We start from the raw sequence: 25,810 nt of genomic DNA, 5'->3' as shown, positions 1-25,810 counted from the left end.
GCTTACTCCGCCGCCTGCAACACCGCACCATGCGACGAGGAATTGCGGGTGTATTCGTCGATGCGTGCTTCCATCTCCGGACGGAAATTGCGGATCAGGCCCTGGATCGGCCATGCCGCGGCATCGCCGAGCGCGCAGATCGTGTGCCCCTCCACCTGCTTGGTGACATCGAACAGCATGTCGATCTCGCGCTTCTGGGCGCGGCCCTGAACCATGCGCTCCATGACGCGCATCATCCAGCCGGTGCCTTCGCGGCACGGCGTGCACTGGCCGCAGCTCTCGTGCTTGTAGAAAGCAGCAAGGCGCCAGATGGCCTTGATGATGTCGGTGGAGCGATCCATGACGATGATGGCGGCGGTCCCGAACGACGACTTGACGTCGCGCATGCCGTCGAAATCCATCGGCGCATCGATGATATGTTCTGCTTTCACCACCGGGCAGGACGAGCCGCCGGGAATGACCGCCAGAAGATTGTCCCAGCCGCCACGAATGCCGCCGCAATGGCGCTCGATCATCTCGCGGAAGGGAGTGCCCATCGCGTCTTCGAACGTGCACGGCCTGTTGACGTGGCCGGAGACCATGAACAGCTTGGTGCCGACATTGTTCGGACGGCCGATCGCCGAGAACCAGCCGGCGCCACGGCGCAGGATGGTCGGGGCAACCGCGATCGATTCGACGTTGTTGACCGTCGTCGGGCAGCCATAGAGACCCATATTGGCCGGGAACGGCGGCTTCAGGCGCGGCTGGCCCTTCTTGCCTTCGAGGCTTTCCAGCAGGGCCGTCTCTTCGCCGCAGATATAGGCGCCGGCGCCGTGATGGACGTAGATGTCCATGTCCCAGCCGTGCTTGTTGTTGATGCCGAGAAAGCCTGCGTCATAACATTCGTCGATTGCCGCCTGCAGCGCCTCGCGCTCGCGGATATATTCGCCGCGCACGTAGATATAGGCGACATGCGCGCCCATGGCGAAGCTCGCAATCAGGCAGCCTTCGATCAGCGTATGCGGATCGTGGCGCATGATGTCGCGGTCCTTGCAGGTACCGGGCTCGGATTCGTCGGCATTGACGACGAGGTAATGCGGGCGTCCGTCGCTTTCCTTCGGCATGAAGGACCACTTCAGGCCCGTTGGGAAGCCAGCGCCGCCACGGCCGCGAAGACCGGAAGCCTTCATCTCGTTGATGATCCAGTCGCGGCCCTTTTCGAGGATCTGCTTGGTGCCATCCCAATGGCCGCGGCTCATGACACCCTTCAGGGACTTGTCATGGATGCCATAGATATTGGTAAAAATGCGATCTTTATCGTCCAGCATGGTTCACCTGTCTATCGCGGCTTCTTGCCGAAAACTTTGATGTATTCGGCTTCGCCGCCCTTGGCCAGCGCCTTGGCCTGCTTGACCCAATCGTCGCGTTCGATGCGGCCCTTGAAATTGAGATAGCCGTCCACCCATTCGCGCTCGGCCTTCTTCCAGCCCGCGACCTGCGCGAAGGTGAAGATGCCGAGTTCATGCAGGATGCCTTCGATCTTCGGACCGACGCCGGAGATCAGCTTGAGGTCATCCGGGGTCGCCGGCTTTGCAATGCCGGCGGGACGGTTCTTGTCCTCAAGCGAGGGCTTTGCGGTGTCAGCGGGCTTGCCAACGAGAGCAGCAGGCGTTGCCGCGGCCGTTTCCGGTTTGGCGACCTTGCCGCCTTCAGCCTTGGTGTCTCCGGCAACCTTGTCGTTCGCCGCCGACTCCGCCTTTGCCGTCACCGGCGTCTTTAGAGTCGGATCGGTTTCGGGAGCAGCGGTCTTCGCGCGTCCGGCGTTCGACGGCGGCACGCTGACGGCAGCGTCGTCGTTCACCTTCTTGGCGCGCGGCGCGGCCGGCTTCTTTTCCGGTGCCAGCAGTGTCGTCGGACCGCCAACTGGCGCCGAAAAGATACGGTCGATCTGCGGTCCCGGCTTGACGTCAGCGCCCTTGCCTGCGTCGAAACGGTCGATGATGTATTCCAGCTGCGGAACCGTCAGATCTTCATAGGTGTCCTTGAAGATCATCACCATCGGCGCGTTGACGCAGGTCCCCTGACACTCGACCTCTTCCCAGGAGAGCGTGCCGGCTTCGTTCGGCGTCAGCGGGTTGGGGTGAATGCGCTTCTTGCAGAGATTGATCAGGTCTTCGGAACCGCGCAGCATGCAGGGCGTCGTGCCGCACACCTGCACATGGGCGCGCGTACCGACCGGCTTCAGCTGAAACTGGGTATAGAAGGTCGCGACTTCGAGCACACGGATATAGGGCATGGCGAGCATGTCGGCGACGCTCTCGATCGCCGCCTTGGTGACCCAGCCATCCTGCTCCTGCGCCCGCATCAACAGCGGGATGACCGCCGATTGCTCGCGGCCCTTCGGGTATTTCTTGATCGTTGCCTTGGCCCAGGCGGCATTGTCCTTGCTGAACGCAAAGGCCGCTGGCTGGACGTTTTCTTCGGCTAGTCGACGAACGGACATTCTTCCCGCACCTTATCAGTTAATCGAACCGCACCGCGATTTCGTCAAGGAGACGAACTCGCAGGCATAGGCTGACTGGTCTTTTTGTAAAAATACGATGTAGCGCGTGCCGTTCGGCACCGCGGCCCTGATTTCATAACCCTGGGTCAAAAGCTTGCCCATGCCACTGCCGGCATCAGATGAGCTCATCGCTTCGCTCGGCTGGGCAGCCTGCTGCGCCAAAGCCGGCGCGGCAGCCAAAACCAGACCGAACATTGTCAGGGCGATAGAACGCATCAGCGATCCACCTCACCGAAGACGATATCAAGCGAACCCAGGATGGCCGATACGTCGGCCAGCTGGTGGCCGCGACAGATGTAATCCATCGCCTGCAGATGGGCATAACCCGGAGCCCGGATCTTGCAGCGATACGGCTTGTTGGTACCGTCGGAGATCAGATAGACGCCGAACTCGCCCTTCGGTGCTTCCACCGCCGCGTAAACCTCGCCCTCGGGCACATGATAGCCTTCGGTGTAAAGCTTGAAGTGGTGGATCAGCGCTTCCATCGAACGCTTCATCTCGCCGCGCTTCGGCGGAACAATCTTGCCGTCGAGCGACGAGACCGGCCCGATCTTGGCGTCGCCCAGCAGACGGTTGACGCACTGGCGCATGATCTTGGCCGATTCGCGCATCTCGATCATGCGGATCAGGTAACGGTCGAAACAGTCGCCGTTCTTGCCGATCGGGATGTCGAAATCCATGTCGGCGTAGCATTCGTAAGGCTGCGACTTGCGCAGGTCCCATGCGGCGCCCGAACCGCGCACCATGACGCCGGAAAAGCCCCAGGCCCAGGCGTCGTCAAGGGTCACCACGCCGATATCGACGTTGCGCTGCTTGAAGATGCGGTTACCGGTGAGCAATTCGTCGATATCGTCGACGGTCTTCAGGAACGGATCGATCCACTTGCCGATATCTTCGACCAGTTCATGCGGCAGGTCCTGATGAACCCCGCCTGGACGGAAATAGGCCGAGTGCATGCGCGCGCCGCAGGCCCGCTCATAGAAAACCATCAGCTTTTCGCGTTCTTCGAAGCCCCAGAGCGGCGGCGTCAACGCGCCGACGTCCATGGCCTGCGTCGTGACGTTCAAGAGATGCGACAGGATACGGCCGATTTCCGAATATAGAACACGGATCAGCTGGCCGCGGATCGGCACTTCCGTTCCGGTCAGCCTCTCGACCGCCAGTGCAAAGGCATGTTCCTGGTTCATCGGCGCGACATAGTCGAGCCGGTCGAAATAGGGCACGGCCTGCAGATAGGTCTTGGTCTCGATCAGCTTTTCGGTGCCGCGATGCAAGAGGCCGATATGCGGATCGACGCGCTCGACGATTTCGCCGTCGAGTTCGAGAACAAGCCGCAAAACACCATGCGCCGCTGGGTGCTGGGGTCCGAAATTGATATTGAAATTGCGAACGTTATGTTCGTTCATTGCCGCTTGCTCCAAGCCGGACAAGCCCGCATGTTTGCGAGCCCTCGGCCTTCATCGTCACTTCGCGTTTGCTTTTTCATCACCCGGCAGAACGTAGTCCGTTCCTTCCCAGGGCGACATGAAATCGAAATTGCGGAATTCCTGTTTCAATTCGACCGGTTCGTAAACCACCCGCTTGGCTTCGTCATTGTAGCGAACCTCGACGAAACCGGTCGTCGGGAAGTCCTTGCGCAACGGATAGCCTTCGAAACCGTAGTCGGTGAGGATGCGGCGCAGGTCCGGATGGCCGGTGAAGAGGATGCCGTACATGTCGTAGGCTTCCCGCTCGAACCAGTCGGCGCCGGGATAAACGGCACAGGCCGACGGCACAGGCTGATCTTCGCCGGTTGCGATCTTCACGCGGATGCGCAGGTTCTGCTTCGGCGACAGCATGTGATAGACCACATCGAACCGATCCGGACGCTGCGGCCAGTCGACACCGCAAATATCGGTAAAGTTGATGAAGCCGCAGCGGGCGTCATCCCGCAGGAACGTCAGGAGCGCGATCAGATTGTCGGCGGTGGACGTCAGCGTCAGTTCACCAAAGCTGATGACGGCATCCGAGATCAACGCACCGCGCGTTTCGCGGATATAAGTAGCAAGTCCGTTCAGGGCTTCACTCATGTTCAGGTCCCCTGCCCTTACCGTTCGATCGTGCCTGTGCGGCGGATCTTCTTCTGCAGCAGGAGCACACCGTAAAGGAGCGCTTCTGCCGTGGGAGGACAGCCCGGCACATAGATATCGACCGGCACGACGCGGTCACAACCGCGCACCACCGAATAGGAATAATGATAGTAGCCACCGCCATTGGCGCAGGAGCCCATCGAGATGACGTAGCGCGGCTCAGGCATCTGGTCGTAGACCTTGCGCAAAGCGGGCGCCATCTTGTTGGTCAGCGTGCCGGCAACGATCATCACGTCGGACTGGCGCGGTGAAGCGCGCGGTGCAAAACCGAAGCGCTCCGCATCGTAGCGCGGCATCGACATCTGCATCATTTCGACCGCACAGCAGGCGAGACCGAAGGTCATCCACATCAGCGAGCCGGTACGGGCCCAGTTGATCAGTTCATCGGTCGAGGTGACCAGAAAACCCTTGTCGGCGAGCTCATTGTTGATCTCGCCGAAATATTTGTCATTGCTGCCGATCGGCTTGCCGGTCGAGGGATCGACGATCCCCTTCGGCTTTGGCGCAACGAGCGTGGTGCCGGAGGTCAGTTCCATTCCAGCGCTCCCTTTTTCCATTCATAGATAAAGCCGATGGTCAGCACGCCGAGGAACGACATCATCGACCAGAAGCCGAACCAGCCCATTTCCTTGAACGACACCGCCCAGGGAAACAGAAACGCCACTTCGAGGTCGAAGATGATGAAGAGAATCGACACGAGATAGAATCGGATATCGAATTTCATACGGGCGTCGTCGAATGCGTTGAAGCCGCATTCGTAGGCCGAAAGCTTTTCATCGTCGGGCGCCTTGTAGGCCACGGCGAACGGCGCGATCAGCAGCGCCAGGCCGATAACCAGCGAAATACCGATGAAAATCGCGATCGGAATGTAGGAGCCGAGAAGGTCTGTCATTGTGATCCGTCCCTGCCTGCGAGGCGCGCTGGAGAAGCGCAAAACAAAGGCTCACAGGCCGAAAAATATGTTGCAACGCCAAAGTGGTTAGCGCAGCCAGCGCCGCTGTGCAAGCCTTCAGAACGGTTTTCATCCCCTTCATTGGCCGGAATGAAGACCGGCCAAAAGCTAGCATCTCCCATGGGCACGCGCAAATGCCGCAAAACCTCAAGGAAGGCAGGCACGACAGCCCGACGACCCCCTGCCCGGCAACCCCAGAGACATATGGTCGCGCGGGCTCAAATCGATTGAAACCGGTGGCCGTCACGCCAAGAATCATGTGGGCGCAAGCACTGCCTGCCTCCTTGAGATGCGGCAGGACTGCATGGCCCCCATCCCCGATTTGCATGGGTTGCCAGGCCAAGACACACGCCTTCTCCACGCCCTCCTGCAGCCGCCGATCACGACGGGCGCTGCTTGTCGCACAATGCCGGCGGTTGACTTGCCGCCAGACTTTCGACGGCGAGAACACTCACGCAACCGTCGCGCAAGCTTTCTTATGCAAAGTATCTCTAATAGAGGGCGAACTCATGGATGATATTCTTTGGCATGAGAGTGTTTTGTTCGAACTGAACGATCGTCAGGGCGTCGTGGCCGTCTCCAGTTCGTTGGAAGCCGCCGACCTGCTTTTGAACAAATGGCCGAAGAAGCGCGGCCCGAGCTACAAGCTCGCAGTCATGACGTGCCTCGCCTCCTTTCAAGGGAAACAACCACCGGAACTTGCGCGACAGGACCTGATCGCGGCAGCCATCGAAGCGCATATCTACGTCAAGCCGCGATCGATCAGCATCTGATGTTCTAATGGCGCGCCCGTGAGGCGGCTGAGACCATGCTTTTCAGACATCACACCTCCGGCTCGGTGCCCGGGGCCGAGCATTTTTAGGATCGTCCGCACGAAACAGAAGAAGGTCGCCCCCGTGAAGAGGATTGCTCACCATCGATATCCTTTTTCCGCGGGGGCGAAACCGTCGAGGCCGGCGATCGGACGGAATGCCCTGCCCGGCGACGTCTGGAGTATAGAAGGAAACACCAGCGGAATGCCGCTCATGGCGCGGATAAGCGTCCTGCTATGGGGAGAACGCGCTGGAGAACCGAAGTTCCTCACGGCAACCGGCTTGCGTGAAACGCTGCGTCTGGCCTTTGGCCCTGACGACGAGAGAGTGAGCTTCGTCTGCCGCCAGGTGGAAGAAACCGGCCGCTGCGAACTGGGCGACGAGAGCGGGCAATCCGGCTATGTGATCGAGAAAGTCCTGCATGCGTGACACGACACGCTTGTCTCCGGGTACCGGCCATCCATCGGAACGCGTAAAAAACCAAAGGCGCCACCCATTGTCGGATCGCGGAGGATACTTGAACTGCCAAGTGCAATCTTGAGCACAGCTGCCAGGCGAAAATACCTCGGAAAATCGCAATAACCGACCGGATCCGTCAATCCAGTCAGTTTCAAACCATGCAATGTCGATTGAAATCATTACGGAAATGGCGCGAGTGACGGGGCTCGAACCCGCGACCTCCGGCGTGACAGGCCGGCACTCTAACCAACTGAGCTACACCCGCGCATTATGGAGTAAAATTCCCGGACCTAAGCAAATTTGCTATTCTTGAAATGGCGCGAGTGACGGGGCTCGAACCCGCGACCTCCGGCGTGACAGGCCGGCACTCTAACCAACTGAGCTACACCCGCGCATTTCATTTCAAGTGATCCGGATGCTTTTACATCCGCTCGAACCGGCTTGGCCGCTTCGATGAGCGGCTAACTACGAGGTTCGTCTTTGGGTGTCAAGCAGGTTTGGAGACAAAACCGTGACAGCCATCGAATTGTTTCCACAGGCCCGAAAAAGCATGCTGCAAAGTGCATGCTATCCGGCAGCAGCGCCTCAGCTTCCCGCCCTGCCTCGAACCAATCGGCCATGCGTTTGTTCGGCATTGCGGCCCCGCCGGTTTTCCACATCCGATTTCTCGCCCCGCCGCCGGGACTGATGGTCTCTGCAAAAAAATCAAAAAATCTTCCGTTACACCCTTGCGGTTTTTCGCCGATACGCATAGATCACGGCCACCGACGCGGCGGACATTGCTTCTGCTTCGCGAAGGGCGATTAGCTCAGTTGGTAGAGCGCCTCGTTTACACCGAGGATGTCGGCGGTTCGAGTCCGTCATCGCCCACCACTCCCTTTCTGTCAGATTATTGTGTTCTCTCTCAAAAATGCGCGTCTCTGTGCGATTTCCGAGGTGGCAGGACCGCCCGGACCTCTTGCCACGCGGCGGCGGCATCGCCATGTCTTTGCGGACGAAAATACGAGTCGATCCGTAGGCATCACTTGGCGTATCGCGGATCGGCGATCGCGGCAGTAAAAAGGGGAACGCGACATGAGGAAAGCAATCTTGGCAACAGCGCTTGCGACGGGTCTCGCCGCCTGTACCGCCATGCCGGAAATCGCGCCGATCCCCGGCAGCATTACCTATGGCGGCCAGCCTGCCACCAAGCTGACCAAGGCCCCCGTCGGCAGCGTGGTTCATCATCAGCTCGACGACGAATACGGCCATCCGGCCGAGGAAACCTATATCATCCAGCCCGACCGCTCGCTGAGGCTGGTGCGTAGGGAACAGATCGTCGATCCGAACTGAAGAGAGTAACGACAGAAACCACGCCACCGTTCCGAAGCGTGGTTTCTGTATCGGCAGTTCAGACTTCTTCCTTCTTGCGCGCTGGCGTCTTGCGCTTCGGCTCTTCCGGTGCTTCCGGCACATAGGGCTTTTCGCCCTTCGGCGTCGGCGCCAGCAGGTTCTTCAGCGCCGACAGACGATCCTTCAGCAGTGGGCGAAAGCGCGTGGCGCGATAGGGCATGTCGGCTGCCCCATAGCCTTCCGGACCGTCGTCATTCCCCCGGTGGATTTCCGCCAGCTTGACGCCGATGAACTCGCCGTCAATATAATGCTTGTAGGGCCCGACCCAGCGGATGGTATAGATCTGACCCTTGCGGATGCCTTGGTCGATCGAGACGTTCTTGAACTTATCGTCGATGCAGACGACCTTTTGTCCAACATGAAAATTGTTCATCGGCAAAACCCTCAAGCGGCAGTCTCCGGCGCAAAACCGTCAAGACCGTAAACCTTCGTCTTCAGATAGCTGCGTTCAGCCGCCCATTGCAACGAGGAAGCGACACGAACGCCGGTTCCCCTTCGCGTTCGGTCGTCGCCACAACCTTATTTCCCTTGATATTGCTCGTCGCTCACGAACTCCATCCAATCCACCGCCTTGCCGTCAAGCGCCTCCTGGATGGCGATGTGGGTCATGGCGGTCGTGGGCGCAGCCCCATGCCAATGTTTTTCGCCCGGCGGAAACCAGACGGTATCGCCTGCCCTGATCTCGCGGATAGGCCCGCCCCAGGTCTGAGCAAGGCCGCTACCGGAGGTGACGATCAGGGTCTGGCCGAGCGGATGGGTATGCCAGGCCGTGCGCGCGCCGGCCTCGAAGGTCACGGCCGCGCTGCGGACGCGGGCCGGCTCCGGCGCGTCGATGATCGGGTCCAGGCGGACGCTGCCGGTAAAATACTCGGCCGGCGGTCGAACCGACGGACGCGATCCACAGGGTTTGATCTCCATGGCGATGGCTCCTTGGCGTAAAAATCCCCTGCGAACAGGCAAAGGATGGGAATTGAAGGACATAACATAGCGTGCTGTGACCAGAAGTCTCGCATACGATTGTAGTCTCGTGCCGATCCAGCAACAGAGGCGTTTCATTCGCCCCGCATGGAAATCACAGCGTATGGATCGTTGCGTCCGGGCAGGCCTTCAGGGCTATCTCGCAGAGATGCTGGTGATGCGTCAGATAGATCACCTGCCCAACCCCAGCCATATCCGCCATCAGCGAAAAGGCGTGCTGCGCCCTGTTATCGTCGAAGGTCTCCATGATGTCGTCGGCGATGAACGGCAGCGATTCGCGCGTTGCCGCGATCTCGTGGTAGCCGGCCATGCGCAACGCCAGATAAAGCTGGAACCGCGTGCCCTTGGAAAGATCGCGTGCCAGTTTCGATCCCCCGCCCTTGGCATTGGCGATGAGGAACTCCTCGCCCTTGTCGGCCTGGGTCGTCAGTCCCTCGTAGTCACCGCCGCTGATGGCGCTGAAGGCAGCGGATGCCCGCTGCATCATCGCGCTGCGATGGCGCTCGCGATAGAGCCTCAGCGCCGTTTCTCCGGCGAGGATACCGATGCGCAGCCGCAGATAGGCGGTAGCGCGTTCCTCGATTTCGGCCAGCACCGTGCGGCGGCGCTCGTCAATGTGCGCTGCCGCATCGCCTCCGCCGATCGCCGCAAGTGCCTTGTCCGCATCCCGGCGCTCCGCATGCAGTTCGCTGGCGTCCCGATCGCATTGCTCCCACCGCGACTGCAGCTCTGCCATTTCCAATCGCAGGCCCTCCTCATCGACGGCGCTGAGGATCATTTCCGCGTCATCCGCACGCCCGACGCCCAGACGGGATGCCAGATCGGCTTCCACCTCAACAATCCGCTGCCGCAGGCGTTCGCGCGCCTTGGCCGCTTCCAGTTGTGCGCCGACCTCAACAAGGGTCGCGCAGCCGAACAGATCAAGCATGCCGCGCTTCTGCGCGTCGTGCCGTTCACGCGATTCGATCAAGGTCCGCTGTTCGGAAACGCGCGCATTATTGTCGTCCGAAAGCCGTCGGAAAAGCGCTTCCTGCCTTTCGGCACCGGCAAGCCGATCCCGAATCGCCTGGAAAGTGACCAATGGTTCATCGGATGCCGGCAAGGAGAGCCGTTCGGCGAACGTTTTGATGGTCGCTCCAAAGGCCAGCTGATCCCTGCGCATGCCATCGATACGATGGTCCAGATCCGCCTTGCGCTGGATGAGCTTGTCCAGATCCTGGAGAACGGCAAGCACCGGAACGATCTCCTGCGCGGACCGGGTTCGTCCGCTTTCAACCAGCCATGTGGCGCTTACCGCTTCATCCCACCGCGCAGTCCAGTCCGACATTTCGGCGTCTGCCGCGGCCCATGCCGCGTCGCGCGTGCTCAGTGCGGCCTGCGTCCTTTCCGCCGTCTCCTTGGCAGCGGCATGGGCGCGATGGGCCGACTGCATGGCATTCATGGTGCGCTCGGCGAAAGCGATCGCATCCTCCAGCCGATCCGGCATGTCCTTGTTCAGGCCGCGCGCCTCGAACATCCGCGCCAGACGCTCCAGCGCCTTTGCCTCGTCCGCCATCGCAAGCCGTAAATCCTGCTGCGCCGTGCGAAGCTGATTGCGGATCTCGAGTGCCGCAGTCCGGCGAACAAGCCACGCCACAAGCTGGTTCAGCTTCATGTCCTCGGGAAGGCTGCAATGGCGGGCCGCCACGGAAATCTCAGTCCTGAGTTCAGCAATTTCTCCGAGCGCAGCCGCATGCTGCTGCCGGAGTACCGAAAGCCTGGCGTTGCGTTCGGCAATGGACAGCGAAAGGCCTCTGGCCTGCGCAAGGTCCTGCGCCCGCGCCAGTCGCAGCGCCGTCGCCTCGTCGTCTTTTTTCAGAGCGGTTTCGAATGCGTGCGCCGTTTCGCCGTCCAACCGCCCTGCGTGGGCCTGCCAGGCAAGGTCCCTCGCCTGCCGCAGCGTCAGCGCCGCGTCATCGCCGGCAAAGCCGCCGGTGCGGGTCAATTCTCCAAGCCGGGCGCCCTCCGCCGCGATCAGCGCAGTCTCGTCCGCGATCCGGTCATCGAGCCGTTTCAGCTGTTCCGTCAGCGCCGTGCGCCGCGCCGTCCACTCGGCAATATCGGCATCTTCAGGGATGGCCAGCACCGCCAGGCCGTCGGCATCCAGCTGCGCGGGCGCCAGCGTCGCAAGCCTGTCGGTCAACTGGTCCTTCAGCCCGGCAATCTGCCGGTTCGCCGCTTGCTGCCGCAGCAGGCAATCGCTCTGCCGAAGGGTTTGCAGCACATCGGCAAGAGGCGCCGGGTCGCCGGCAGCGCGGTCCGAATCCGTCAGCGCCGCCTGCGCCTTCAGCGCCTCGCCGTTTGCGTCCATGGCCTGCTGCCGTTCGCGTACAGCTGTCGCCAGCCGCTCGTTCAGTGCGGAATGCGTCTGCGCCAGGTCCTGAATACGCGCGGTGACGGCGGCGGGCAGAATGAGTGCCGCGGGGTCTGCCGCATCGGCACGGTCCAGACGCGCAAGACACACGGCGATATCGGCAGCGATCTTGCCGCGCTCGTCGAGGCGATTGGGCATGTCGCTGGCGGCCGTCCTGTGACGCGCCTCCAGTCCGGAACTCTCCAGATCACGGATATCCGCGGCAAGGGCGAGTACGGAACCGTCCCGCTCGATGGCGGCGATCTCCACTGCCCTTCGTTCGATATCGCTTTCCAGCTGCTCCAGCCGGGCGCCGATGTCGGCTTCCTCGCGTTGCAGCTGCGGCAGCATTGTGTGCCAGGCCGCAGGGGGCTCCGGCATATAGCCGAAAGCGCCAAGCCCGGCACGCAGGCCGCGCAGCCGCGCCAGAATCGGCAGTCCATCGATGCGGTCGCGCGCCCGATCGAGGGAAACGCGCAATTCAGCCCGCGCCTTTACCGCAGCCTCGTGCCGTTCCGTCGCCACGTCCCGCGCCTTGCGCAGGTTTGCGAATTCGCGCGCATTGACGTCGATGGCGCTCTTTTCGTCTTTCAGAACGTCGAGTTCCGCCTTCAGCTCCGCCAGCCGATGTTTGCGGCCCTGCGGCTTGTAGAAGGCGTCGGCCTGGGCCTTCAGTCCGGACAGGATGGCGCTGCTGTCCGGCAGGCCGGAACTGGCGGAAAACAACAGCGCACCGAGTTCGCCTTCGCTCTTGAGGATGCTTTCGCCGCCCCTTTCGATGCTGTCGTCATCGAGCGAGAACATCATCTGGTAGGTTGCCCGGTCGATCGAGCCGAGCGCGGCCGAAAACAGATTGTCCGGCAAAGCCTGGTCATCCGGCCCGAGAAGCGAATTCTGCTTGCGCTTGATTCGGGCGACGGCCTGGGTTCTGCCGCCGGTCTCAATCACACCGCCGACGCGCATCGTCTCATAGGGATGCAGGAAACCATAGGCGCTGCGGTTGTCGATCCCGAACAGCAGATCGAGAAAGGCGGAAAACAGGGTCGATTTCCCTGCCTCGTTCGGGCCGTAGACGAGGTGAAAATCCGGGCTGCCGGCACGCGCTTCGCCAAAATCCAGGCTGCGTCCGGTGAACTTGCCATAGCGAACGAGATCGAGACGATGGAGGCGCATCAGCGATCCGCCTCCCCTGCATCGCCGTGCAGATGGGCGAGAACTTCATCGCTGCCGGAGAGCGCGATCGCCTCGGCAAACTGCTTGGCGGTCTCCTCGTCGCCGGCCAAGCTTTCACGCAGCTCGCGCGGCAGCTGCAACAGCAGTTCGTCCAGCATCGCACTCGCCTCTTGCCGGAAGGCATGCGACGGCAGGACGTCGGAGCGGATGAGCGCCGCCAGTTCCTCGACCGGATCAGGGCCGGAGACGGACGCGGCTGCCTCCATGCCCCGGCATTCGATGTCAATCTTCTCGATCCAGCAGCCGGTAAGACCCGCTGCCAGATTGGAAATTTCGGCCGCCAGGAAATCCGGATCGCGCCTGAGCTTCCAGGCAAGCGGCGTTGAGCCTGTCAGGGCAATGCGAAGGATGAGATGATCGGCCACCGAGCGGCATCTCGTCGCCGACAGTGCGTCCCCCACGTTCTCCAGCATCTGCCGCCAATCCTGCGCGCCGGTCAAATCGACCGCAAGACGCTCGAACACCGCCTGCCCGATCTCATGCGCCCGATGTTCGAAACTGCCGTCGTCGCCGACAGTCACCAGCGTCACCGTCTTCGGGCCTGCTTCGTTGATATCCCGCCCCTGCGGCATGCCGGGCATGACGATCAGCGGCATCTCGGAATGCACCTGCCGCAGGTGGACATGGCCCAGCGCCCAGTAGTCGAAACCGTGCCGGGAAAGCTCGGCGACGCTGCATGGCGCATAGGGATCGTGTCCCGGCGCACCGGCCAGGCTGGTGTGCAGCATGCCGATGTTGACGGCGTCGATGACCGGCGCCTGAAAGGACGAGAGCAGGCTGTCGGGCGCATGCGGATTATCGAAGCCGACGCCGTGGATATAGACCTCGCGTCCATTCTCAAGAACCTTCGCCAATATCGGTTTCACACGGCCCGAGAAGAGATGGACGTTTGAGGGAAGTGTCAGCTCTTTCTTGATGGTCGATTGAGAATCATGATTACCGCGGATGACGAACACCCGGATCCCGGCAGCCTCCAGCCGGCGCAGCTCGCCGGCGAGATAAAGCGCCGTGTTCATCGAGGTCTGCGAACCGTCATAGAGATCGCCCGCGATCAGCAGCGCATCGACGCTCTCCGCCAGACACAGATCGACGATCCGTGCGAGCGCCGTCCGGGTCGCGCCGCGCACCAGTTCGGCGAGTTCCGGATTTTTCAGCGCCAGGCTGCGCAACGGAGAATCGAGATGAAGATCGGCGGTATGGACGAAACGGAATGGCATGCCCGACCATGGCCCGCGCTGCGGGGCCGCGTCAATGCCGTGGGCACCCTGCCCGCGCGTCTATTCAGCGCTTTCCCGCGCGGAACATTATTGGGGTGATGTGAGACCCAAGGCCAACGGCCAGGAATTAGACTTGACTACAACACCGGGAATACCGTCATTTGACATGGCACCTCATAATATCCATATAAAACACATGAAATCCACGATCGAAGTCTCCGACAAGCTCTTTGAGCTTTATCATCGCGTCCATCGCCTCGTAAACGAGTCGATGCGGGACCAGGGCGTGTCGCTGGCGCGCAGCAAGTTTCTGTTCTTTTTGAGCAAGCTTGGACCATGCCGATCGACCGACATTGCCGAAGCGCTCAATTTCGCTCCGCGCACGGTGACGGAAGCCATCGATGGACTGGAGCGCGACAAGCTTGTCCTGCGAAAGCCCGATCCGGAAGACCGACGCGCCAAGATCGTCTCGATCACCGAGGTTGGCCGCGTGGTGATGGAAGCGGCCGAGCATCCGCGAAAACTGCTGATCGAGGAAATCTTCTCGGCACTCGACGACGAGCAGCTCGACCAGATGCATGAGATTGTCAGCCGGCTGGTTGCCAAGGCGGACGAAATCCGCAAGCGCAAGGAAGACGGTGAAGGTGCGAGGGAAAGCGCCGCCGAATAGCGCCGACATCCACCAATTGCATCCGACCCAAATAGAAAAGGCCAGGACATCATGTCCCGGCCTTTTCCGTTACCAGTACTGAAGCAATTACATCGCGTTCATCGTACCGATCGGGAAGAACAGCGTTTCGCCGGAGGAATCATCGACTCCGTCATTGTCGGTGACCACGTAACCGTTGCCGGCGGCATCGACCGTGAATCCTTCGACCTTGTCGACGACATAGCCGCCCAGTGCCTTCAGTTCGGGAATGAGGTCGCGGACCTCTTCCTTCTTGACGACAGGCAGTTCGCCGCCGAGCTTGGCCGGCTTCAAATCGGCCAGCGCGACACGATAGATCTTCTTCAGCTTGGCGGCCTCACCGATCAGGTTGTCGCGTTCGATGACATAGGCATAATCGCCATAGACGGAGATTTCCGACAGGCCGACCCAGCCTTCTTCGGTCTTTTCGAGCGGGTAACGCACCGCACCCCATTCCTCGGACGCCGGATTGTAGGAAACCAGCTTGACGAAGCCCTTTTCGTCATCCTTCCAGGGCCGCTGCATTGCCATCCACAGCGTCGTTGCATCGCCTTCGCCAACGCTGGTGACGCCTTCGAAGCCCCAGCGCACCTCATTGGCGCGGAGTTCTTCCGGAATGGCGATCTCCTTCTTGATCGCGCCCTTGGCGTTCACATGGATCAGCGCGTTCGCATAGAGCTTGGCCGCATCGCCCTCGGAGGCCAGCCAGAAGCCGCCCTCACCGTCGGTGGTAACGCCTTCGATGTCGAGTTTCTGGGCCGGGGCACCGTCACGGGTGATGGTAAGCGCTTCGGTGATCAGCGCAGGCTTCTGCGTGGCATCGATGGTGAAGATGCGCGGCTGCGCGGAATAGACGGAGTCGCTGACCGCATAAAGCTTGCCGGGCTGGTCCTTGATCGCGGCAAGACCGGAAAGAGCACCGAAGCCAAGCGGCACGCCGTCCTTTTCGGCCGAGGTGATCTGCGGATAGGCAGCAGTGCCTTCGGCACGCTCGTAGATCATGACATGCGAGCGGGCGCCGCCGTCTTCGACCAGGTCGACCTCGTTGGCAGTTGCCAGAAGATTGCGGCCGGGAATGGCGACGCCACCTTCCGGCGAGATGCCCGAGGGCAGGATCTGCAGCAGTTCGGGATCAGCACCGGTGTCCTTAAAGACGCCGACGACGGAAGCACGCTCGGCCAGAACGAAGAACAGTTTGTCGTCGCCGAAGGTGGCGGCTTCCAGGCCTTCCGGCTCGATGCCCTTGGCGGACGACCGCTTCTCCGGATAGTGGCCGATCGCGGCCGCTGCATGCTCGAAGCTCGAGCCCGCTTCGTAGAGAACCTTGCCGGTCTTGTCGAAGATGGTGAAGCCGCGCGAACCGCCTTCATAGTCGCCTTCATTGGCAACGACCAGGCGGTTGTCGTCCAGCCACTTGACGGCATCCGGCTCGCGCTTGACGTCCTTCAGATCGCTGGTGAAGGACAGCTTGCCATCGCGCTTGTCGTCGACGGCCGTAAGGTTCGCGGTGCCGGCCGAAAAATGCGTCTTCACAGTGCCGGTCGTGCCGTCGATGATAACGATATGGTTGTTTTCCTGCAGTGTCAGAGCGATTTCGTTCAGGCCGTTGAAAGCAACGAATTCCGGCTCCGGATCATCGCCGCCAATGTCGGAGAGACCCGTCAGCGTCACGTGCTTGATCGAGGCGCAATCGGCGGCGCCATCCTTCAAGGAGACGATGACCAGATCGCCCGCCGGCATCTGCGGGAGCTTGCCGTCATTGACCTTTTCGTCACGCTCGTTCTCGATGGCGATCGCGGCCATCGTTTTGTCCTTGTTGACCGAAACCGAATCCGGCTGTCCGCCGAGGTCGCATTTGGCGTCCAGTTTCTTTGTCGCCAGATCCACGGTCGCAAGGAAGCCTGACGGCTTGACGAAGCTTTCACGGGTGTTGACGGCAACCAGCGCCTTGCCACCGGCAATCGCGACGGATGTCGGTTCGCCTTCGAACGAAACGATGCCGCCAGCCTTCGGGGTCTTCGGATCGGTGATGTCGATGAAGCCGATCGCCTTCAGCGGGCTGTCGGAATAGACGAGCGTATTACCGTCTTCGCTGGCCGTGATGATTTCAGCCGAGGTCACGGATTTCTTGTCAGCGTCGGCCGGAAGATTGTCGGCTACGGCAAAAGAGGCAATGCGATTGAAAACCGGCTCGGCAAATGCGCCGGAAGCAGTGGATGCGGCAAGCACGGCGGCAAGCGCTGCGGTCAGTGAAAATGTCTTCACGGGAATCCCTCCAGATAAATCAAATACCGAGGGGTTGTGATCGCGCAGTGTAACACGCGCGTGACAGCCGGAGCATATTAGAAAACAGTCGGCAAGCGGATGTGAGCAGCGAGAAAAAGCAGCATCCAGAAACGAAAAGAGGCCCGGGAAAACCCGGACCTCAAATCAACCTGCTATCGAACCGTCAGCGTCTTCGCCACGGTGCTGCAGGCGAAACATGAAACTTAATTCACGGAGTCCTTCAGACCCTTGCCGGCAGAGAACTTCGGCACGTTGCGTGCCGGAATATCAACTTCTGCGCCGGTGGACGGGTTGCGACCCTTCGATGCTTCGCGGCGGCTGACCGAGAAGTTGCCGAAGCCGACGAGACGAACGTCGCCGCCGTTCTTCAGTTCTGCCTGGATAACGTCGAAGATTGCATCAACTGCAGACGATGCGTCGGTCTTCGAGAGTCCGGCCTTCTCGGCAACTGCGGACACGAGCTCATTTTTGTTCATGTTTCCACCCCTTTCAATACTGGTTCGAAACGACTTAAATTTTCAAGCCGGGAGCAGCATACGCGCCACCCCCGCCTTGGCAAACCCAATCGCTCCGAATCCCATGGAATGCAAGGCTTTGCGAGAGGTTTTACATAAAAAAGACCGGCAAAAATGCCGGTCTTCCACTGTTTCCGTTCCAAATCGGCACCCAACCTGCGGCAGGCACCAGTTGGAGTTCAAGTCAAGTGCCTAGTGAGCAATCGACGTTCCGGCGTCATCGACCGGATCGACAGCGGCAATCGGCACCGCCTGCTTGGCAGGATCCCACTCGATCGCCACCGGAACCCGCAGCAATGCATGCTGCAGGACTTCACCGATATGCGAGACCGGAATGATCTCCATGTTGTTCTTCACGTTGTCCGGAATATCCGCCAGATCCTTGGCGTTTTCTTCCGGGATCAGCACCTTCTTGATGCCGCCGCGAAGCGCTGCGAGCAGCTTTTCCTTCAAACCGCCGATCGGCAGGACACGGCCGCGCAGGGTGATTTCACCGGTCATCGCCACGTCCTTGTTGACAGCGATACCGGTCATGATCGAGACGATCGCGGTTGCCATGGCCACACCGGCGGACGGACCGTCCTTGGGTGTCGCGCCTTCCGGCACGTGCACATGGATGTCGCTCCTGTCGAACAGCGGCGGCTCGATGCCGAAGTCAATCGCGCGCGAGCGGACATAGGATGCCGCAGCCGAAATCGATTCCTTCATCACGTCGCGCAGGTTGCCGGTCACCGTCATGCGGCCCTTGCCGGGCATCATCACGCCTTCGATCGTCAGCAACTCGCCGCCGACCTCGGTCCAGGCCAGACCCGTGACAACGCCCACCTGATCGGTGCGCTCAGCTTCGCCATGACGATAGCGCGGAACACCGAGATAGTCGTTGATGTTCTCGGCTGTCACCTCGACCTTGTCGGTGCGCCCCTTCAAGATTTCCGTCACGGCCTTGCGGGCGACCTTCATCAGTTCGCGCTCAAGGCTGCGCACACCGGCTTCGCGGGTGTAGGTCTGGATGATCGTCGACAGCGCGCCGTCGGTGATCGAGAACTCCTTCGGCTGAAGCGCGTGATCGGCAATCGCCTTCGGCAGCAGATGCCGCTTGGCGATCTCCAGCTTTTCTTCTTCCGTGTAGCCGGCGATGCGGATCACTTCCATGCGGTCCATCAAGGGGGCTGGAATGTTCAGCGTGTTCGCCGTGGTGATGAACATCACGTTCGAGAGGTCGTATTCGACCTCCAGATAGTGGTCCATGAACGTCGAGTTCTGTTCCGGATCCAGCACCTCAAGCAGAGCCGAGGACGGATCGCCGCGGAAATCCTGGCCCATCTTGTCGATCTCGTCGAGCAGGAAGAGCGGATTGGACTTCTTCGCCTTCTTCATCGACTGGATGACCTTGCCGGGCATCGAGCCGATATAGGTGCGGCGGTGACCGCGGATTTCGGCTTCGTCGCGAACGCCGCCGAGCGCCATGCGGATATACTCACGGCCGGTCGCCTTGGCGATCGACTTGGCAAGCGAGGTCTTGCCGACGCCCGGAGGACCGACGAGGCACAGGATCGGTCCCTTGATCTTCTGCGAACGCGCCTGAACCGCCAGATACTCGATGATCCGTTCCTTGACCTTGTCGAGGCCGAAGTGATCGAGTTCCAACACCTTCTCGGCATGGTTCAGGTCGGTCTTGACCTTCGACTTCTTCGACCACGGAATGCCGAGCAGCCAATCCAGATAGTTGCGCACGACGGTGGCTTCCGCCGACATCGGGCTCATCTGGCGCAGCTTCTTGACTTCCGCGTCGGCCTTTTCGCGGGCCTCCTTGGAGAGCTTGGTCTTGACGATGCGGTCCTCGAGTTCGGCCATCTCGTCGCGGCCTTCCTCGCCGTCGCCGAGCTCCTTCTGGATCGCCTTCATCTGCTCGTTCAGGTAATATTCGCGCTGGGTCTTTTCCATCTGGCGCTTGACGCGCGAGCGGATGCGTTTTTCGACCTGGAGAACGGAGATTTCGCCTTCCATGAAGCCGAGCGCCTTTTCAAGGCGCAGCTTGACGCTGGTCGTCTCGAGCATTTCCTGCTTTTCGACAATCTTGATGGAGAGGTGCGAAGCGACCGTATCGGCAAGCTTCGAATAGTCTTCGATCTGGCTGGCAGCGCCAACGACTTCCGGGGAAATCTTCTTGTTGAGCTTCACATAGCTCTCGAATTCGGACACCACAGAGCGGCTGAGCGCTTCGATCTCGACCGGGTCTTCTTCCGGTTCGGCAAGCGGGTGCGCCATCGCTTCGTAGAACTCATCACGGGCGGTATAGCCGTCGATCTCGGCGCGCGAACGGCCTTCGACAAGCACCTTGACGGTACCGTCGGGCAGTTTCAGCAGTTGAAGCACGTTGGCAATGGTGCCGATCTGATAGATTGCAGCGGGTTCCGGATCGTCGTCGCTCGCGTTGATCTGGGTCGCAAGCATGATCTGCTTGTCGGTACCCATGACTTCTTCCAGCGCGCGGATCGACTTCTCGCGGCCGACAAACAGCGGTACGATCATGTGCGGGAACACCACGATGTCGCGTAGCGGCAGCACCGGATAGGTCGCGCTCTCAATTGCCGGAGACGTTTTGCTCGTCATGTCATTTCCTTTCCGTCCCGTTTCCGGGCCCGTTACCCGAAGCGTTCAAGAGCGCTTCCGGTCCTCATTCTTTCCACTGTCAGGTGGAGTGTGTGACGTCTGTTTTCAACCCTTTGCCGACTACCGAACCGGGAGGGCGCCGTAGTCGGATATTAAACGGCATCTGACTGTTGCGGGCCTTGCCGCGGAACTTAACGCACACGATTCGTATCAGGACACGCCGACACAGAATCGTTATATAATCGCGTTGTTGGCTGCTTTTAGCAATCGCCGATTCTGCCGATTGTCCATTCGACCACAACGCCCGGAATTCAAGCTGTTGACGCGTCGAAGCACTGCAAAATATGCAAGGCAGCCACGCCTTTTTGGCTTCACCCGTTCGTCCTGACAGGCAGTGGCATAGTCACATTTACAATTTTCCCCATAAAAAAGGCCCGCACGTGGCGGGCCTCTTCAACTTAAGTCGCGTTCGATCAGGCCGAAACGTTGGCCTTTTCTTCAGACCGCTCCGAATAGATGTAGAGCGGACGGGCCGAACCCTTGACCACCTCGTCGGAGATGACCACTTCGCGAACGCCTTCGAGCGTCGGCAGTTCGAACATCGTGTCGAGCAGGATCTTTTCCATGATCGAACGGAGGCCGCGGGCGCCGGTCTTGCGGATGATGGCACGCTTGGCGATTTCGCGCAGCGCATCCTCGTGGAAGGTCAGTTCCACGTCTTCCATCTCGAACAGGCGCTGGTACTGCTTGATCAGCGCGTTCTTCGGCTCCGACAGGATCTGGATCAGCGCCGGCTCGTCGAGATCCTCTAGCGTCGCCAGGACTGGCAGACGGCCGATGAATTCCGGGATGAGGCCGAACTTTACCAGATCTTCAGGTTCCAGTTCGCGCAGCACTTCGCCGACCCGGCGATCTTCCGGCGACTTCACCGAAGCGCCGAAGCCGATCGAGGTCTTTTCGCCACGGGCCGAAATGATCTTGTCGAGGCCAGCAAAGGCGCCGCCGCAGATGAACAGGATGTTGGTCGTGTCGACCTGCAGGAATTCCTGCTGCGGATGCTTGCGGCCGCCCTGCGGCGGAACGGAAGCGACCGTGCCTTCCATGATCTTCAGAAGCGCCTGCTGCACGCCCTCGCCCGACACGTCCCTCGTGATCGACGGATTGTCGGACTTGCGCGAGATCTTGTCGACTTCGTCGATATAGACGATGCCGCGCTGGGCCCGCTCGACATTGTAGTCGGCCGACTGCAGCAGCTTCAGGATGATGTTCTCGACGTCCTCGCCGACATAACCGGCTTCGGTCAGCGTCGTCGCATCGGCCATGGTGAACGGCACGTCGATGATGCGCGCCAGCGTCTGTGCCAGATAGGTCTTGCCGCAACCGGTCGGGCCGACGAGCATGATGTTCGACTTCGCAAGCTCGATGTCGCTTCCCTTCGCGGAATGCGCCAGACGCTTGTAATGGTTGTGGACGGCGACCGACAGGATGCGCTTGGCCTGTTGCTGGCCGATCACATATTCGTCGAGAACCTTGATGATCTCCTGCGGCGTCGGAACGCCGTCACGGGACTTGACCATCGAGGTCTTGTTCTCTTCGCGGATGATGTCCATGCAGAGTTCGACGCATTCATCGCAGATGAACACCGTCGGTCCGGCAATCAGCTTGCGGACCTCGTGCTGGCTCTTCCCGCAGAAGGAGCAGTATAGGGTATTCTTCGAGTCACCGCCGTTGCTACCGCTGACCTTGCTCATATCACTTTCCTTCCAGCACGCCGGACACCTTGAGACAAGGTGAAACGGACTACTCAACCCGCCCCGCATTACCTTCCGCGTTCACACGCAAAGATACGGCGCTTTCGGGAGTACGAACCGGCTTCAAACAACCACGTTTGATGTCCGGCAGCAACGAATCTCCCACCGAATACCGAATGCTAGGACTTCAAACTTCAACATAGCATTAACGGTCGATATTAACGGCTTTGGTCTGCGGATAAAGCCCTATGACGGTTACAATTGTGTCACAAATGCATCTATCCGCACACAAAAGCTTGAAACTTACGCGTCCGTCGCGGATTCCATCGCTTCACGCGAGGTGATCACCTTGTCGACAACACCCCAGCTCAGCGCTTCGTCCGCTGTCATAAAGTGGTCACGATCAAGCGTCTGTTCAACCTCTTCCAACGTGCGGCCGGTGTGCTTGACATAAACTTCGTTCAAACGGCGCTTCATTTTCAGGATATCGCGGGCATGACGTTCGATGTCGGATGCCTGGCCCTGGAAGCCGCCAGACGGCTGGTGAACCATGATGCGGGCGTTCGGCGTCGCAAAGCGCATGTCCTTGTGGCCGGCGGCCAGAAGCAGCGACCCCATGGAGGCGGCCTGGCCGATGCACAGCGTCGAAACGGCTGGCTTGATGAACTGCATCGTATCGTAGATCGCCATGCCGGCGGTGACGACGCCACCCGGCGAATTGATGTAGAGGGCGATTTCCTTCTTCGGGTTCTCAGCCTCGAGAAACAGCAGCTGAGCGCAGATCAGCGTTGCCATGTGGTCTTCCACAGGACCCGTCAAAAAGATGATGCGCTCTTTCAGGAGGCGCGAAAAGATATCGTAGGAGCGCTCGCCGCGATTGGTCTGTTCAACGACCATCGGCACCAGAGCCATAGCGGTATCAACGGGATTTCTCATGTCAAACCTTTGTCTAGCTGGTGCACAAACCCTTTTGCACACCGGGAATCATCGGGAATATCTCTTGTCCATACATAGAGTGTCCCACACCCCCACTTCAAGTCGCGAACTCTGCATAACGTTAATACCCGAATGGCGCGGCGATATTGCCGTCGCGGCGCATCCATGCGGATCCTTTAGCGGGTTCTAACGGGCAGGATAGAGCGCCAGCCGGTATTTTTCGCTTTTTCACACAGGCTTTCGGGCCTTCAGGGTGAAAAATCGGTAAATGCGGATCAAAGTTGCGATTCGATCGGCAGTATACGGATGATCCCGGCCGTCAGGCGGCGCCAGAAACCGGCCTCCGGTTCGCGGTAAAGTACGCGCGGCGCGCTGCCCTCGCTGTCGTGCCAGCGAAGACGCCCCTTGTCGAGCGACAGCCGAAAGCTGTTTTCCGGGCTTGTCTCCTCGTCGAAAATCGCCTCGACCTCCGTGACCAGCGCCGGATGGGTGAAAAGCACCCCCATCTCCGTATTCAGCGAGGCCGAGCGCGGATCGAAATTCATCGATCCGACGAACCCGGTCTTTCCATCGACGGTAAAGGCCTTGGTGTGCAGACTGGCGCCGCGCGAACCGAACAGCGACATACGCTGGGGATCGCCGAATTCGTGCATGGCCTTCAGCTCGAACAATGTCGTGCCGCTTTTCAACAGCGCCTTGCGGTAGTTGGCGTAGGCACCGTGAACCGCCGCGACGTCGGTGGCCGCCAGCGAATTCGTCAATACGTCGACCTTGACCTTCCGTTCCACCAACCTGGCGATTTCGGCAATGCCCTGGGCGCCGGGGATGAAATAGGGCGAAATAACCCGGACATCCCGTTGCGCCGATGTCAGGACCGGCATCAATTCCCGCATGATCCAGTTGTTGCGTTTCTGTAGAAACGCCTTCTCGGGCGGATCGGATATGAGCCTGGCAGCGCTTGTCCAATGAAGCGGCACCTTTGCCGGCAACAGGCCACCATCCCGGGTCGCCAGATCGACCTGCGCCAGATAGTGAAGCCCGCCCGATGTTGCGGCAATCTTTTCGAGCTTCTCCCTGAAAGCCGGCAGATAGTGCGCGCGCGGCGTCCGCAGCGCGCTGATCGGCACGACCATCGGGCTATTCCAATAGCGGTCGAAAACCGCTGCGGCATCGTCGGCGACGGGGCCGAGCATCCAGACGTCGAGATCGCGAAAGTTCGATTGCTCGTCCGCGTCGAAATAGGCATCGCCGATGTTGCGGCCGCCGGCGATCACGAGACAGCCATCGGCGATCCATTGCTTGTTGTGCATGCGCCGCGTGGCGCGGAAAGGTCGCAGCACCATCTCGAAGCCGCGCTTGAAGCGGTCGGTGCGCGCGCGGCTGGGGTTGAACAGTCGAACCTCGATATTCGGATGGCCGTCAAGCGACAGGCACATGCGGTCGTGCAGCCCGGCATTGATATCGTCGAGAAGCAACCGCACCCGAACGCCGCGATCGGCGGCGGCCAGCACTTCACGCGTCAGCATCCGGCCGGTGAGGTCGTTCTTCCAGTAGTAATACTGCAAATCGAGGCTGCGCCCGGCCTTGCGCGCCGACAGCGCCCTGAGTGTGAAGGCCGTCATATTGTCCGAGATCAGTGAAATGCCGTGCAGCCCCTCATGCGCTTTAAGCAAGGGCGTTGCCAATCGGTCGAGTTCGGTCTGATCGTGCCCCGGCTGCAAAGCGGTCGATGCAGGGCCCTGCAATCTACGCCCGAAACGGCCGTACGTGTAGACTGCGACGAGCGCGAACAGGCCGGACACGAAAACGGACAGGGCAACAATAGCGGCACGCATGAAACGACGACCTGTCCGTCAGGGTTGAGCGGTGGAAACCGCTTCGATTGGATTTCCGCCGCGCCCAAGCGCCGCCTTGAGGTCGATATAGGCCTTGATCGGCAGGTGATCGGAAGCCACGCGGGCAAGCGGCGTATTGTGCACTTCGACGGCGGTGACCAGATTGTGCGGGCTTCCCATGACGCGGTCGAGCGCCAGAAGCGGGAACCGCGAGGGAAAGCTCGGCACAACGGTGGCGGCATGATCGAAGACGGGACTGAGGTAACTCAGCGCCGACCGGCGCCCCGTCCGCCACTCGTTGAGATCGCCGATCAACAGCGTCGGACGTTCCTCCGCCTCGCTGATGGCCGCGATGATCGCCTCCGCCTGCCGGGCGCGGGAATGTCTCAGCAGGCCGAAATGAGCGGCGATGATGCGCAGCGGCCCAGCCTTCAGGTCGAGATCGACGACAAGAGCGCCGCGCGGCTCGACGCCCGGCAGCCTCAACTGGTGGACCTTGGCGACCGCCCCCTCGCGCAAAAGCAGCACATTGCCGTGCCAGCCGTGTCCCTTGGCGGAAAAAGCGGCGATCGGCACCGCGATCAGATGACAGTCGCGGTGCAGCCGCTCAAGGTCCAAAAGGCCCGCCCGTTCGCCGAAACGCTGGTCTGCCTCCTGGAGGGCGATGATATCGGCGCCGATTTCGCTGATCACTTCGGTGGTGCGACCGGGATCGAAGCGGTTGTCGGTGCCGACGCATTTGTGGATATTGTAGGAAGCGATGACGGTATCGCCGCGCTCGCCCGCCGGATCCCGGCCTGCAAGCGAGACGCGCTTGCCGCGGAGAGCGGCCAGAATGCCCGCTGACAGGCTGGTATGCGACGAAGCCATAGTCTCTCTCTGGTCGTTGCCGTTCATCGTCCATGAAATAGACATGTCACACCGCAAGGCAAGGCGGCATCCGACAAATGCGCGTTTTTCGGTGTCTGCATCACGATTTTCCAGGTAGCAATATCTGGCATGCACATGACAATTTCCTTGTCGGCCATGCCGCACTCACCATAGATCGCAATCCTACGCACGTCGTTTCATCCAGCGAGA

The 25,810-nt window shown here is 60.4% G+C and carries 22 protein-coding genes and 3 tRNA genes; 5 read left to right on the top strand and 20 right to left on the bottom strand.

The genetic code is table 11. From position 1 onward, the window contains the following. Positions 1 to 2 precede the first annotated feature (2 nt). Genes nuoF through J2Z75_RS21755 form a run of 7 tightly spaced genes read right to left on the bottom strand, consistent with a single transcriptional unit; the run spans position 3 to position 5,563 of the window. Entirely contained in the window at positions 3 to 1,307 is a 1,305-nt protein-coding gene (gene nuoF, locus J2Z75_RS21785) for an NADH-quinone oxidoreductase subunit NuoF (RefSeq protein WP_209854875.1), read from the bottom strand. A gap of 11 nt (positions 1,308 to 1,318) precedes the next feature. Further along, entirely contained in the window at positions 1,319 to 2,482 is a 1,164-nt protein-coding gene (locus J2Z75_RS21780) for an NADH-quinone oxidoreductase subunit E (protein WP_209854874.1), read from the bottom strand. Between the two features lie 15 nt (positions 2,483 to 2,497). Continuing rightward, positions 2,498 to 2,758, bottom strand: coding sequence for a hypothetical protein (locus tag J2Z75_RS21775; protein WP_209854873.1), 261 nt, complete (start codon positions 2,756 to 2,758; stop codon positions 2,498 to 2,500). Then, positions 2,758 to 3,948, bottom strand: a complete 1,191-nt coding sequence (locus tag J2Z75_RS21770; protein WP_209854872.1) for an NADH-quinone oxidoreductase subunit D — start codon at positions 3,946 to 3,948, stop codon at positions 2,758 to 2,760. Before J2Z75_RS21770 ends, J2Z75_RS21775 begins: the two co-directional genes overlap by 1 nt. A gap of 57 nt (positions 3,949 to 4,005) precedes the next feature. Then, positions 4,006 to 4,611 carry an NADH-quinone oxidoreductase subunit C gene (locus J2Z75_RS21765; RefSeq protein ID WP_209854871.1) on the bottom strand — a complete coding sequence of 202 codons (606 nt, stop codon included), beginning with the start codon at positions 4,609 to 4,611 and terminating at the stop codon, positions 4,006 to 4,008. 17 nt (positions 4,612 to 4,628) lie between these two features. After that, the gene (locus J2Z75_RS21760) at positions 4,629 to 5,207 is read right to left on the bottom strand and encodes a NuoB/complex I 20 kDa subunit family protein (protein ID WP_209854870.1); all 579 of its coding nucleotides are present in this window, start codon (positions 5,205 to 5,207) and stop codon (positions 4,629 to 4,631) included. Continuing rightward, complete coding sequence (locus J2Z75_RS21755; RefSeq protein ID WP_209854869.1) at positions 5,198 to 5,563, bottom strand: NADH-quinone oxidoreductase subunit A; 366 nt, start codon at positions 5,561 to 5,563, stop codon at positions 5,198 to 5,200. The genes J2Z75_RS21760 and J2Z75_RS21755 overlap by 10 nt, the downstream gene beginning before the upstream one ends. A gap of 569 nt (positions 5,564 to 6,132) precedes the next feature. Between J2Z75_RS21755 and J2Z75_RS21750 the strand changes: the two genes are divergently transcribed. Together J2Z75_RS21750 and J2Z75_RS21745 are read left to right on the top strand one after the other, a co-directional pair. After that, positions 6,133 to 6,396 carry a DUF982 domain-containing protein gene (locus tag J2Z75_RS21750; protein WP_209854868.1) on the top strand — a complete coding sequence of 88 codons (264 nt, stop codon included), beginning with the start codon at positions 6,133 to 6,135 and terminating at the stop codon, positions 6,394 to 6,396. A 252-nt stretch (positions 6,397 to 6,648) separates the two neighbouring features. Further along, the gene (locus tag J2Z75_RS21745; RefSeq protein WP_209854867.1) at positions 6,649 to 6,864 is read left to right on the top strand and encodes a hypothetical protein; all 216 of its coding nucleotides are present in this window, start codon (positions 6,649 to 6,651) and stop codon (positions 6,862 to 6,864) included. A gap of 218 nt (positions 6,865 to 7,082) precedes the next feature. On the opposite strand, the gene J2Z75_RS21740 is transcribed toward J2Z75_RS21745, so the two are convergent. Both J2Z75_RS21740 and J2Z75_RS21735 read right to left on the bottom strand, forming a co-directional pair. Beyond that, positions 7,083 to 7,159, bottom strand: a tRNA-Asp gene (locus J2Z75_RS21740). A 50-nt stretch (positions 7,160 to 7,209) separates the two neighbouring features. Then, positions 7,210 to 7,286 (bottom strand) — tRNA-Asp (locus J2Z75_RS21735). Positions 7,287 to 7,691: 405 nt separating this feature from the next. Here J2Z75_RS21735 and J2Z75_RS21730 point away from each other — a divergent pair. Both J2Z75_RS21730 and J2Z75_RS21725 read left to right on the top strand, forming a co-directional pair. After that, a tRNA-Val gene (locus J2Z75_RS21730) sits at positions 7,692 to 7,767 on the top strand. A 201-nt stretch (positions 7,768 to 7,968) separates the two neighbouring features. Beyond that, on the top strand, positions 7,969 to 8,226 hold the full coding sequence (locus J2Z75_RS21725) for a hypothetical protein (RefSeq protein WP_209854866.1): 258 nt from the start codon (positions 7,969 to 7,971) through the stop codon (positions 8,224 to 8,226). 58 nt (positions 8,227 to 8,284) lie between these two features. Here the strand turns inward: J2Z75_RS21725 and J2Z75_RS21720 are convergent, their stop codons facing one another. The 4 genes from J2Z75_RS21720 to J2Z75_RS21705 all read right to left on the bottom strand — a co-directional run bounded on the left by J2Z75_RS21720 (position 8,285) and on the right by J2Z75_RS21705 (position 14,106). Then, the gene (locus J2Z75_RS21720) at positions 8,285 to 8,659 is read right to left on the bottom strand and encodes a CAP-Gly domain-containing protein (protein WP_209854865.1); all 375 of its coding nucleotides are present in this window, start codon (positions 8,657 to 8,659) and stop codon (positions 8,285 to 8,287) included. Between the two features lie 146 nt (positions 8,660 to 8,805). Next, positions 8,806 to 9,204, bottom strand: coding sequence for a (R)-mandelonitrile lyase (locus J2Z75_RS21715; protein WP_209854864.1), 399 nt, complete (start codon positions 9,202 to 9,204; stop codon positions 8,806 to 8,808). Positions 9,205 to 9,358: 154 nt separating this feature from the next. After that, positions 9,359 to 12,829: an ATP-binding protein gene (locus J2Z75_RS21710; RefSeq protein ID WP_209854863.1), complete on the bottom strand. Its 3,471-nt coding sequence runs from the start codon at positions 12,827 to 12,829 to the stop codon at positions 9,359 to 9,361. Beyond that, complete coding sequence (locus tag J2Z75_RS21705; protein WP_209854862.1) at positions 12,829 to 14,106, bottom strand: metallophosphoesterase family protein; 1,278 nt, start codon at positions 14,104 to 14,106, stop codon at positions 12,829 to 12,831. Before J2Z75_RS21705 ends, J2Z75_RS21710 begins: the two co-directional genes overlap by 1 nt. A 196-nt stretch (positions 14,107 to 14,302) precedes the next feature. On the opposite strand from J2Z75_RS21705, the gene J2Z75_RS21700 reads away from it, so the two are divergent. Next, positions 14,303 to 14,776, top strand: coding sequence for a MarR family winged helix-turn-helix transcriptional regulator (locus J2Z75_RS21700; RefSeq protein WP_209854861.1), 474 nt, complete (start codon positions 14,303 to 14,305; stop codon positions 14,774 to 14,776). 87 nt (positions 14,777 to 14,863) lie between these two features. Here J2Z75_RS21700 and J2Z75_RS21695 read toward each other — a convergent pair whose 3' ends face one another. From J2Z75_RS21695 to J2Z75_RS21665, 7 genes are all read right to left on the bottom strand, one after another. Beyond that, complete coding sequence (locus J2Z75_RS21695; protein ID WP_209854860.1) at positions 14,864 to 17,059, bottom strand: esterase-like activity of phytase family protein; 2,196 nt, start codon at positions 17,057 to 17,059, stop codon at positions 14,864 to 14,866. Between the two features lie 224 nt (positions 17,060 to 17,283). Then, positions 17,284 to 17,556, bottom strand: coding sequence for a DNA-binding protein HupB (hupB, locus tag J2Z75_RS21690; RefSeq protein WP_056331841.1), 273 nt, complete (start codon positions 17,554 to 17,556; stop codon positions 17,284 to 17,286). Positions 17,557 to 17,787: 231 nt separating this feature from the next. Next, positions 17,788 to 20,208 (bottom strand): endopeptidase La, encoded by a 2,421-nt coding sequence (gene lon / locus J2Z75_RS21685; RefSeq protein ID WP_209854859.1) that lies wholly within the window; start codon positions 20,206 to 20,208, stop codon positions 17,788 to 17,790. A 473-nt stretch (positions 20,209 to 20,681) separates the two neighbouring features. Further along, positions 20,682 to 21,959 (bottom strand): ATP-dependent Clp protease ATP-binding subunit ClpX, encoded by a 1,278-nt coding sequence (gene clpX / locus J2Z75_RS21680; RefSeq protein ID WP_068953387.1) that lies wholly within the window; start codon positions 21,957 to 21,959, stop codon positions 20,682 to 20,684. 303 nt (positions 21,960 to 22,262) lie between these two features. After that, positions 22,263 to 22,895, bottom strand: a complete 633-nt coding sequence (gene clpP / locus J2Z75_RS21675; RefSeq protein WP_209854858.1) for an ATP-dependent Clp endopeptidase proteolytic subunit ClpP — start codon at positions 22,893 to 22,895, stop codon at positions 22,263 to 22,265. A 275-nt stretch (positions 22,896 to 23,170) separates the two neighbouring features. Continuing rightward, the gene (locus tag J2Z75_RS21670) at positions 23,171 to 24,730 is read right to left on the bottom strand and encodes a phospholipase D family protein (RefSeq protein ID WP_209854857.1); all 1,560 of its coding nucleotides are present in this window, start codon (positions 24,728 to 24,730) and stop codon (positions 23,171 to 23,173) included. An 18-nt stretch (positions 24,731 to 24,748) separates the two neighbouring features. Further along, a complete protein-coding gene (locus J2Z75_RS21665; RefSeq protein WP_209854956.1) occupies positions 24,749 to 25,600 on the bottom strand; it encodes an endonuclease/exonuclease/phosphatase family protein in 852 nt (283 codons plus the stop codon). Positions 25,601 to 25,810: the final 210 nt, after the last annotated feature.

The organism is Rhizobium herbae, from assembly GCF_017873135.1.
In the GTDB taxonomy this organism is placed as follows: domain Bacteria; phylum Pseudomonadota; class Alphaproteobacteria; order Rhizobiales; family Rhizobiaceae; genus Pararhizobium; species Pararhizobium herbae.
Note: the sequence above shows the minus strand (reverse complement) of the source record. Positions and strands in the feature narration are given on the sequence as shown.

What these genes read in the sequence shown, in the direction of transcription:
- nuoF (WP_209854875.1), bottom strand. Translation starts at nt 1,307, where the DNA reads ATGCTGGACGATAAAGATCGCATTTTTACCAATATCTATGGCATCCAT.
- J2Z75_RS21780 (WP_209854874.1), bottom strand. Translation starts at nt 2,482, where the DNA reads ATGTCCGTTCGTCGACTAGCCGAAGAAAACGTCCAGCCAGCGGCCTTT.
- J2Z75_RS21775 (WP_209854873.1), bottom strand. Translation starts at nt 2,758, where the DNA reads ATGCGTTCTATCGCCCTGACAATGTTCGGTCTGGTTTTGGCTGCCGCG.
- J2Z75_RS21770 (WP_209854872.1), bottom strand. Translation starts at nt 3,948, where the DNA reads ATGAACGAACATAACGTTCGCAATTTCAATATCAATTTCGGACCCCAG.
- J2Z75_RS21765 (WP_209854871.1), bottom strand. Translation starts at nt 4,611, where the DNA reads ATGAGTGAAGCCCTGAACGGACTTGCTACTTATATCCGCGAAACGCGC.
- J2Z75_RS21760 (WP_209854870.1), bottom strand. Translation starts at nt 5,207, where the DNA reads ATGGAACTGACCTCCGGCACCACGCTCGTTGCGCCAAAGCCGAAGGGG.
- J2Z75_RS21755 (WP_209854869.1), bottom strand. Translation starts at nt 5,563, where the DNA reads ATGACAGACCTTCTCGGCTCCTACATTCCGATCGCGATTTTCATCGGT.
- J2Z75_RS21750 (WP_209854868.1), top strand. Translation starts at nt 6,133, where the DNA reads ATGGATGATATTCTTTGGCATGAGAGTGTTTTGTTCGAACTGAACGAT.
- J2Z75_RS21745 (WP_209854867.1), top strand. Translation starts at nt 6,649, where the DNA reads ATGGCGCGGATAAGCGTCCTGCTATGGGGAGAACGCGCTGGAGAACCG.
- J2Z75_RS21725 (WP_209854866.1), top strand. Translation starts at nt 7,969, where the DNA reads ATGAGGAAAGCAATCTTGGCAACAGCGCTTGCGACGGGTCTCGCCGCC.
- J2Z75_RS21720 (WP_209854865.1), bottom strand. Translation starts at nt 8,659, where the DNA reads ATGAACAATTTTCATGTTGGACAAAAGGTCGTCTGCATCGACGATAAG.
- J2Z75_RS21715 (WP_209854864.1), bottom strand. Translation starts at nt 9,204, where the DNA reads ATGGAGATCAAACCCTGTGGATCGCGTCCGTCGGTTCGACCGCCGGCC.
- J2Z75_RS21710 (WP_209854863.1), bottom strand. Translation starts at nt 12,829, where the DNA reads ATGCGCCTCCATCGTCTCGATCTCGTTCGCTATGGCAAGTTCACCGGA.
- J2Z75_RS21705 (WP_209854862.1), bottom strand. Translation starts at nt 14,106, where the DNA reads ATGCCATTCCGTTTCGTCCATACCGCCGATCTTCATCTCGATTCTCCG.
- J2Z75_RS21700 (WP_209854861.1), top strand. Translation starts at nt 14,303, where the DNA reads ATGAAATCCACGATCGAAGTCTCCGACAAGCTCTTTGAGCTTTATCAT.
- hupB (WP_056331841.1), bottom strand. Translation starts at nt 17,556, where the DNA reads ATGAACAAAAATGAGCTCGTGTCCGCAGTTGCCGAGAAGGCCGGACTC.
- lon (WP_209854859.1), bottom strand. Translation starts at nt 20,208, where the DNA reads ATGACGAGCAAAACGTCTCCGGCAATTGAGAGCGCGACCTATCCGGTG.
- clpX (WP_068953387.1), bottom strand. Translation starts at nt 21,959, where the DNA reads ATGAGCAAGGTCAGCGGTAGCAACGGCGGTGACTCGAAGAATACCCTA.
- clpP (WP_209854858.1), bottom strand. Translation starts at nt 22,895, where the DNA reads ATGAGAAATCCCGTTGATACCGCTATGGCTCTGGTGCCGATGGTCGTT.
- J2Z75_RS21670 (WP_209854857.1), bottom strand. Translation starts at nt 24,730, where the DNA reads ATGCGTGCCGCTATTGTTGCCCTGTCCGTTTTCGTGTCCGGCCTGTTC.
- J2Z75_RS21665 (WP_209854956.1), bottom strand. Translation starts at nt 25,600, where the DNA reads ATGGCTTCGTCGCATACCAGCCTGTCAGCGGGCATTCTGGCCGCTCTC.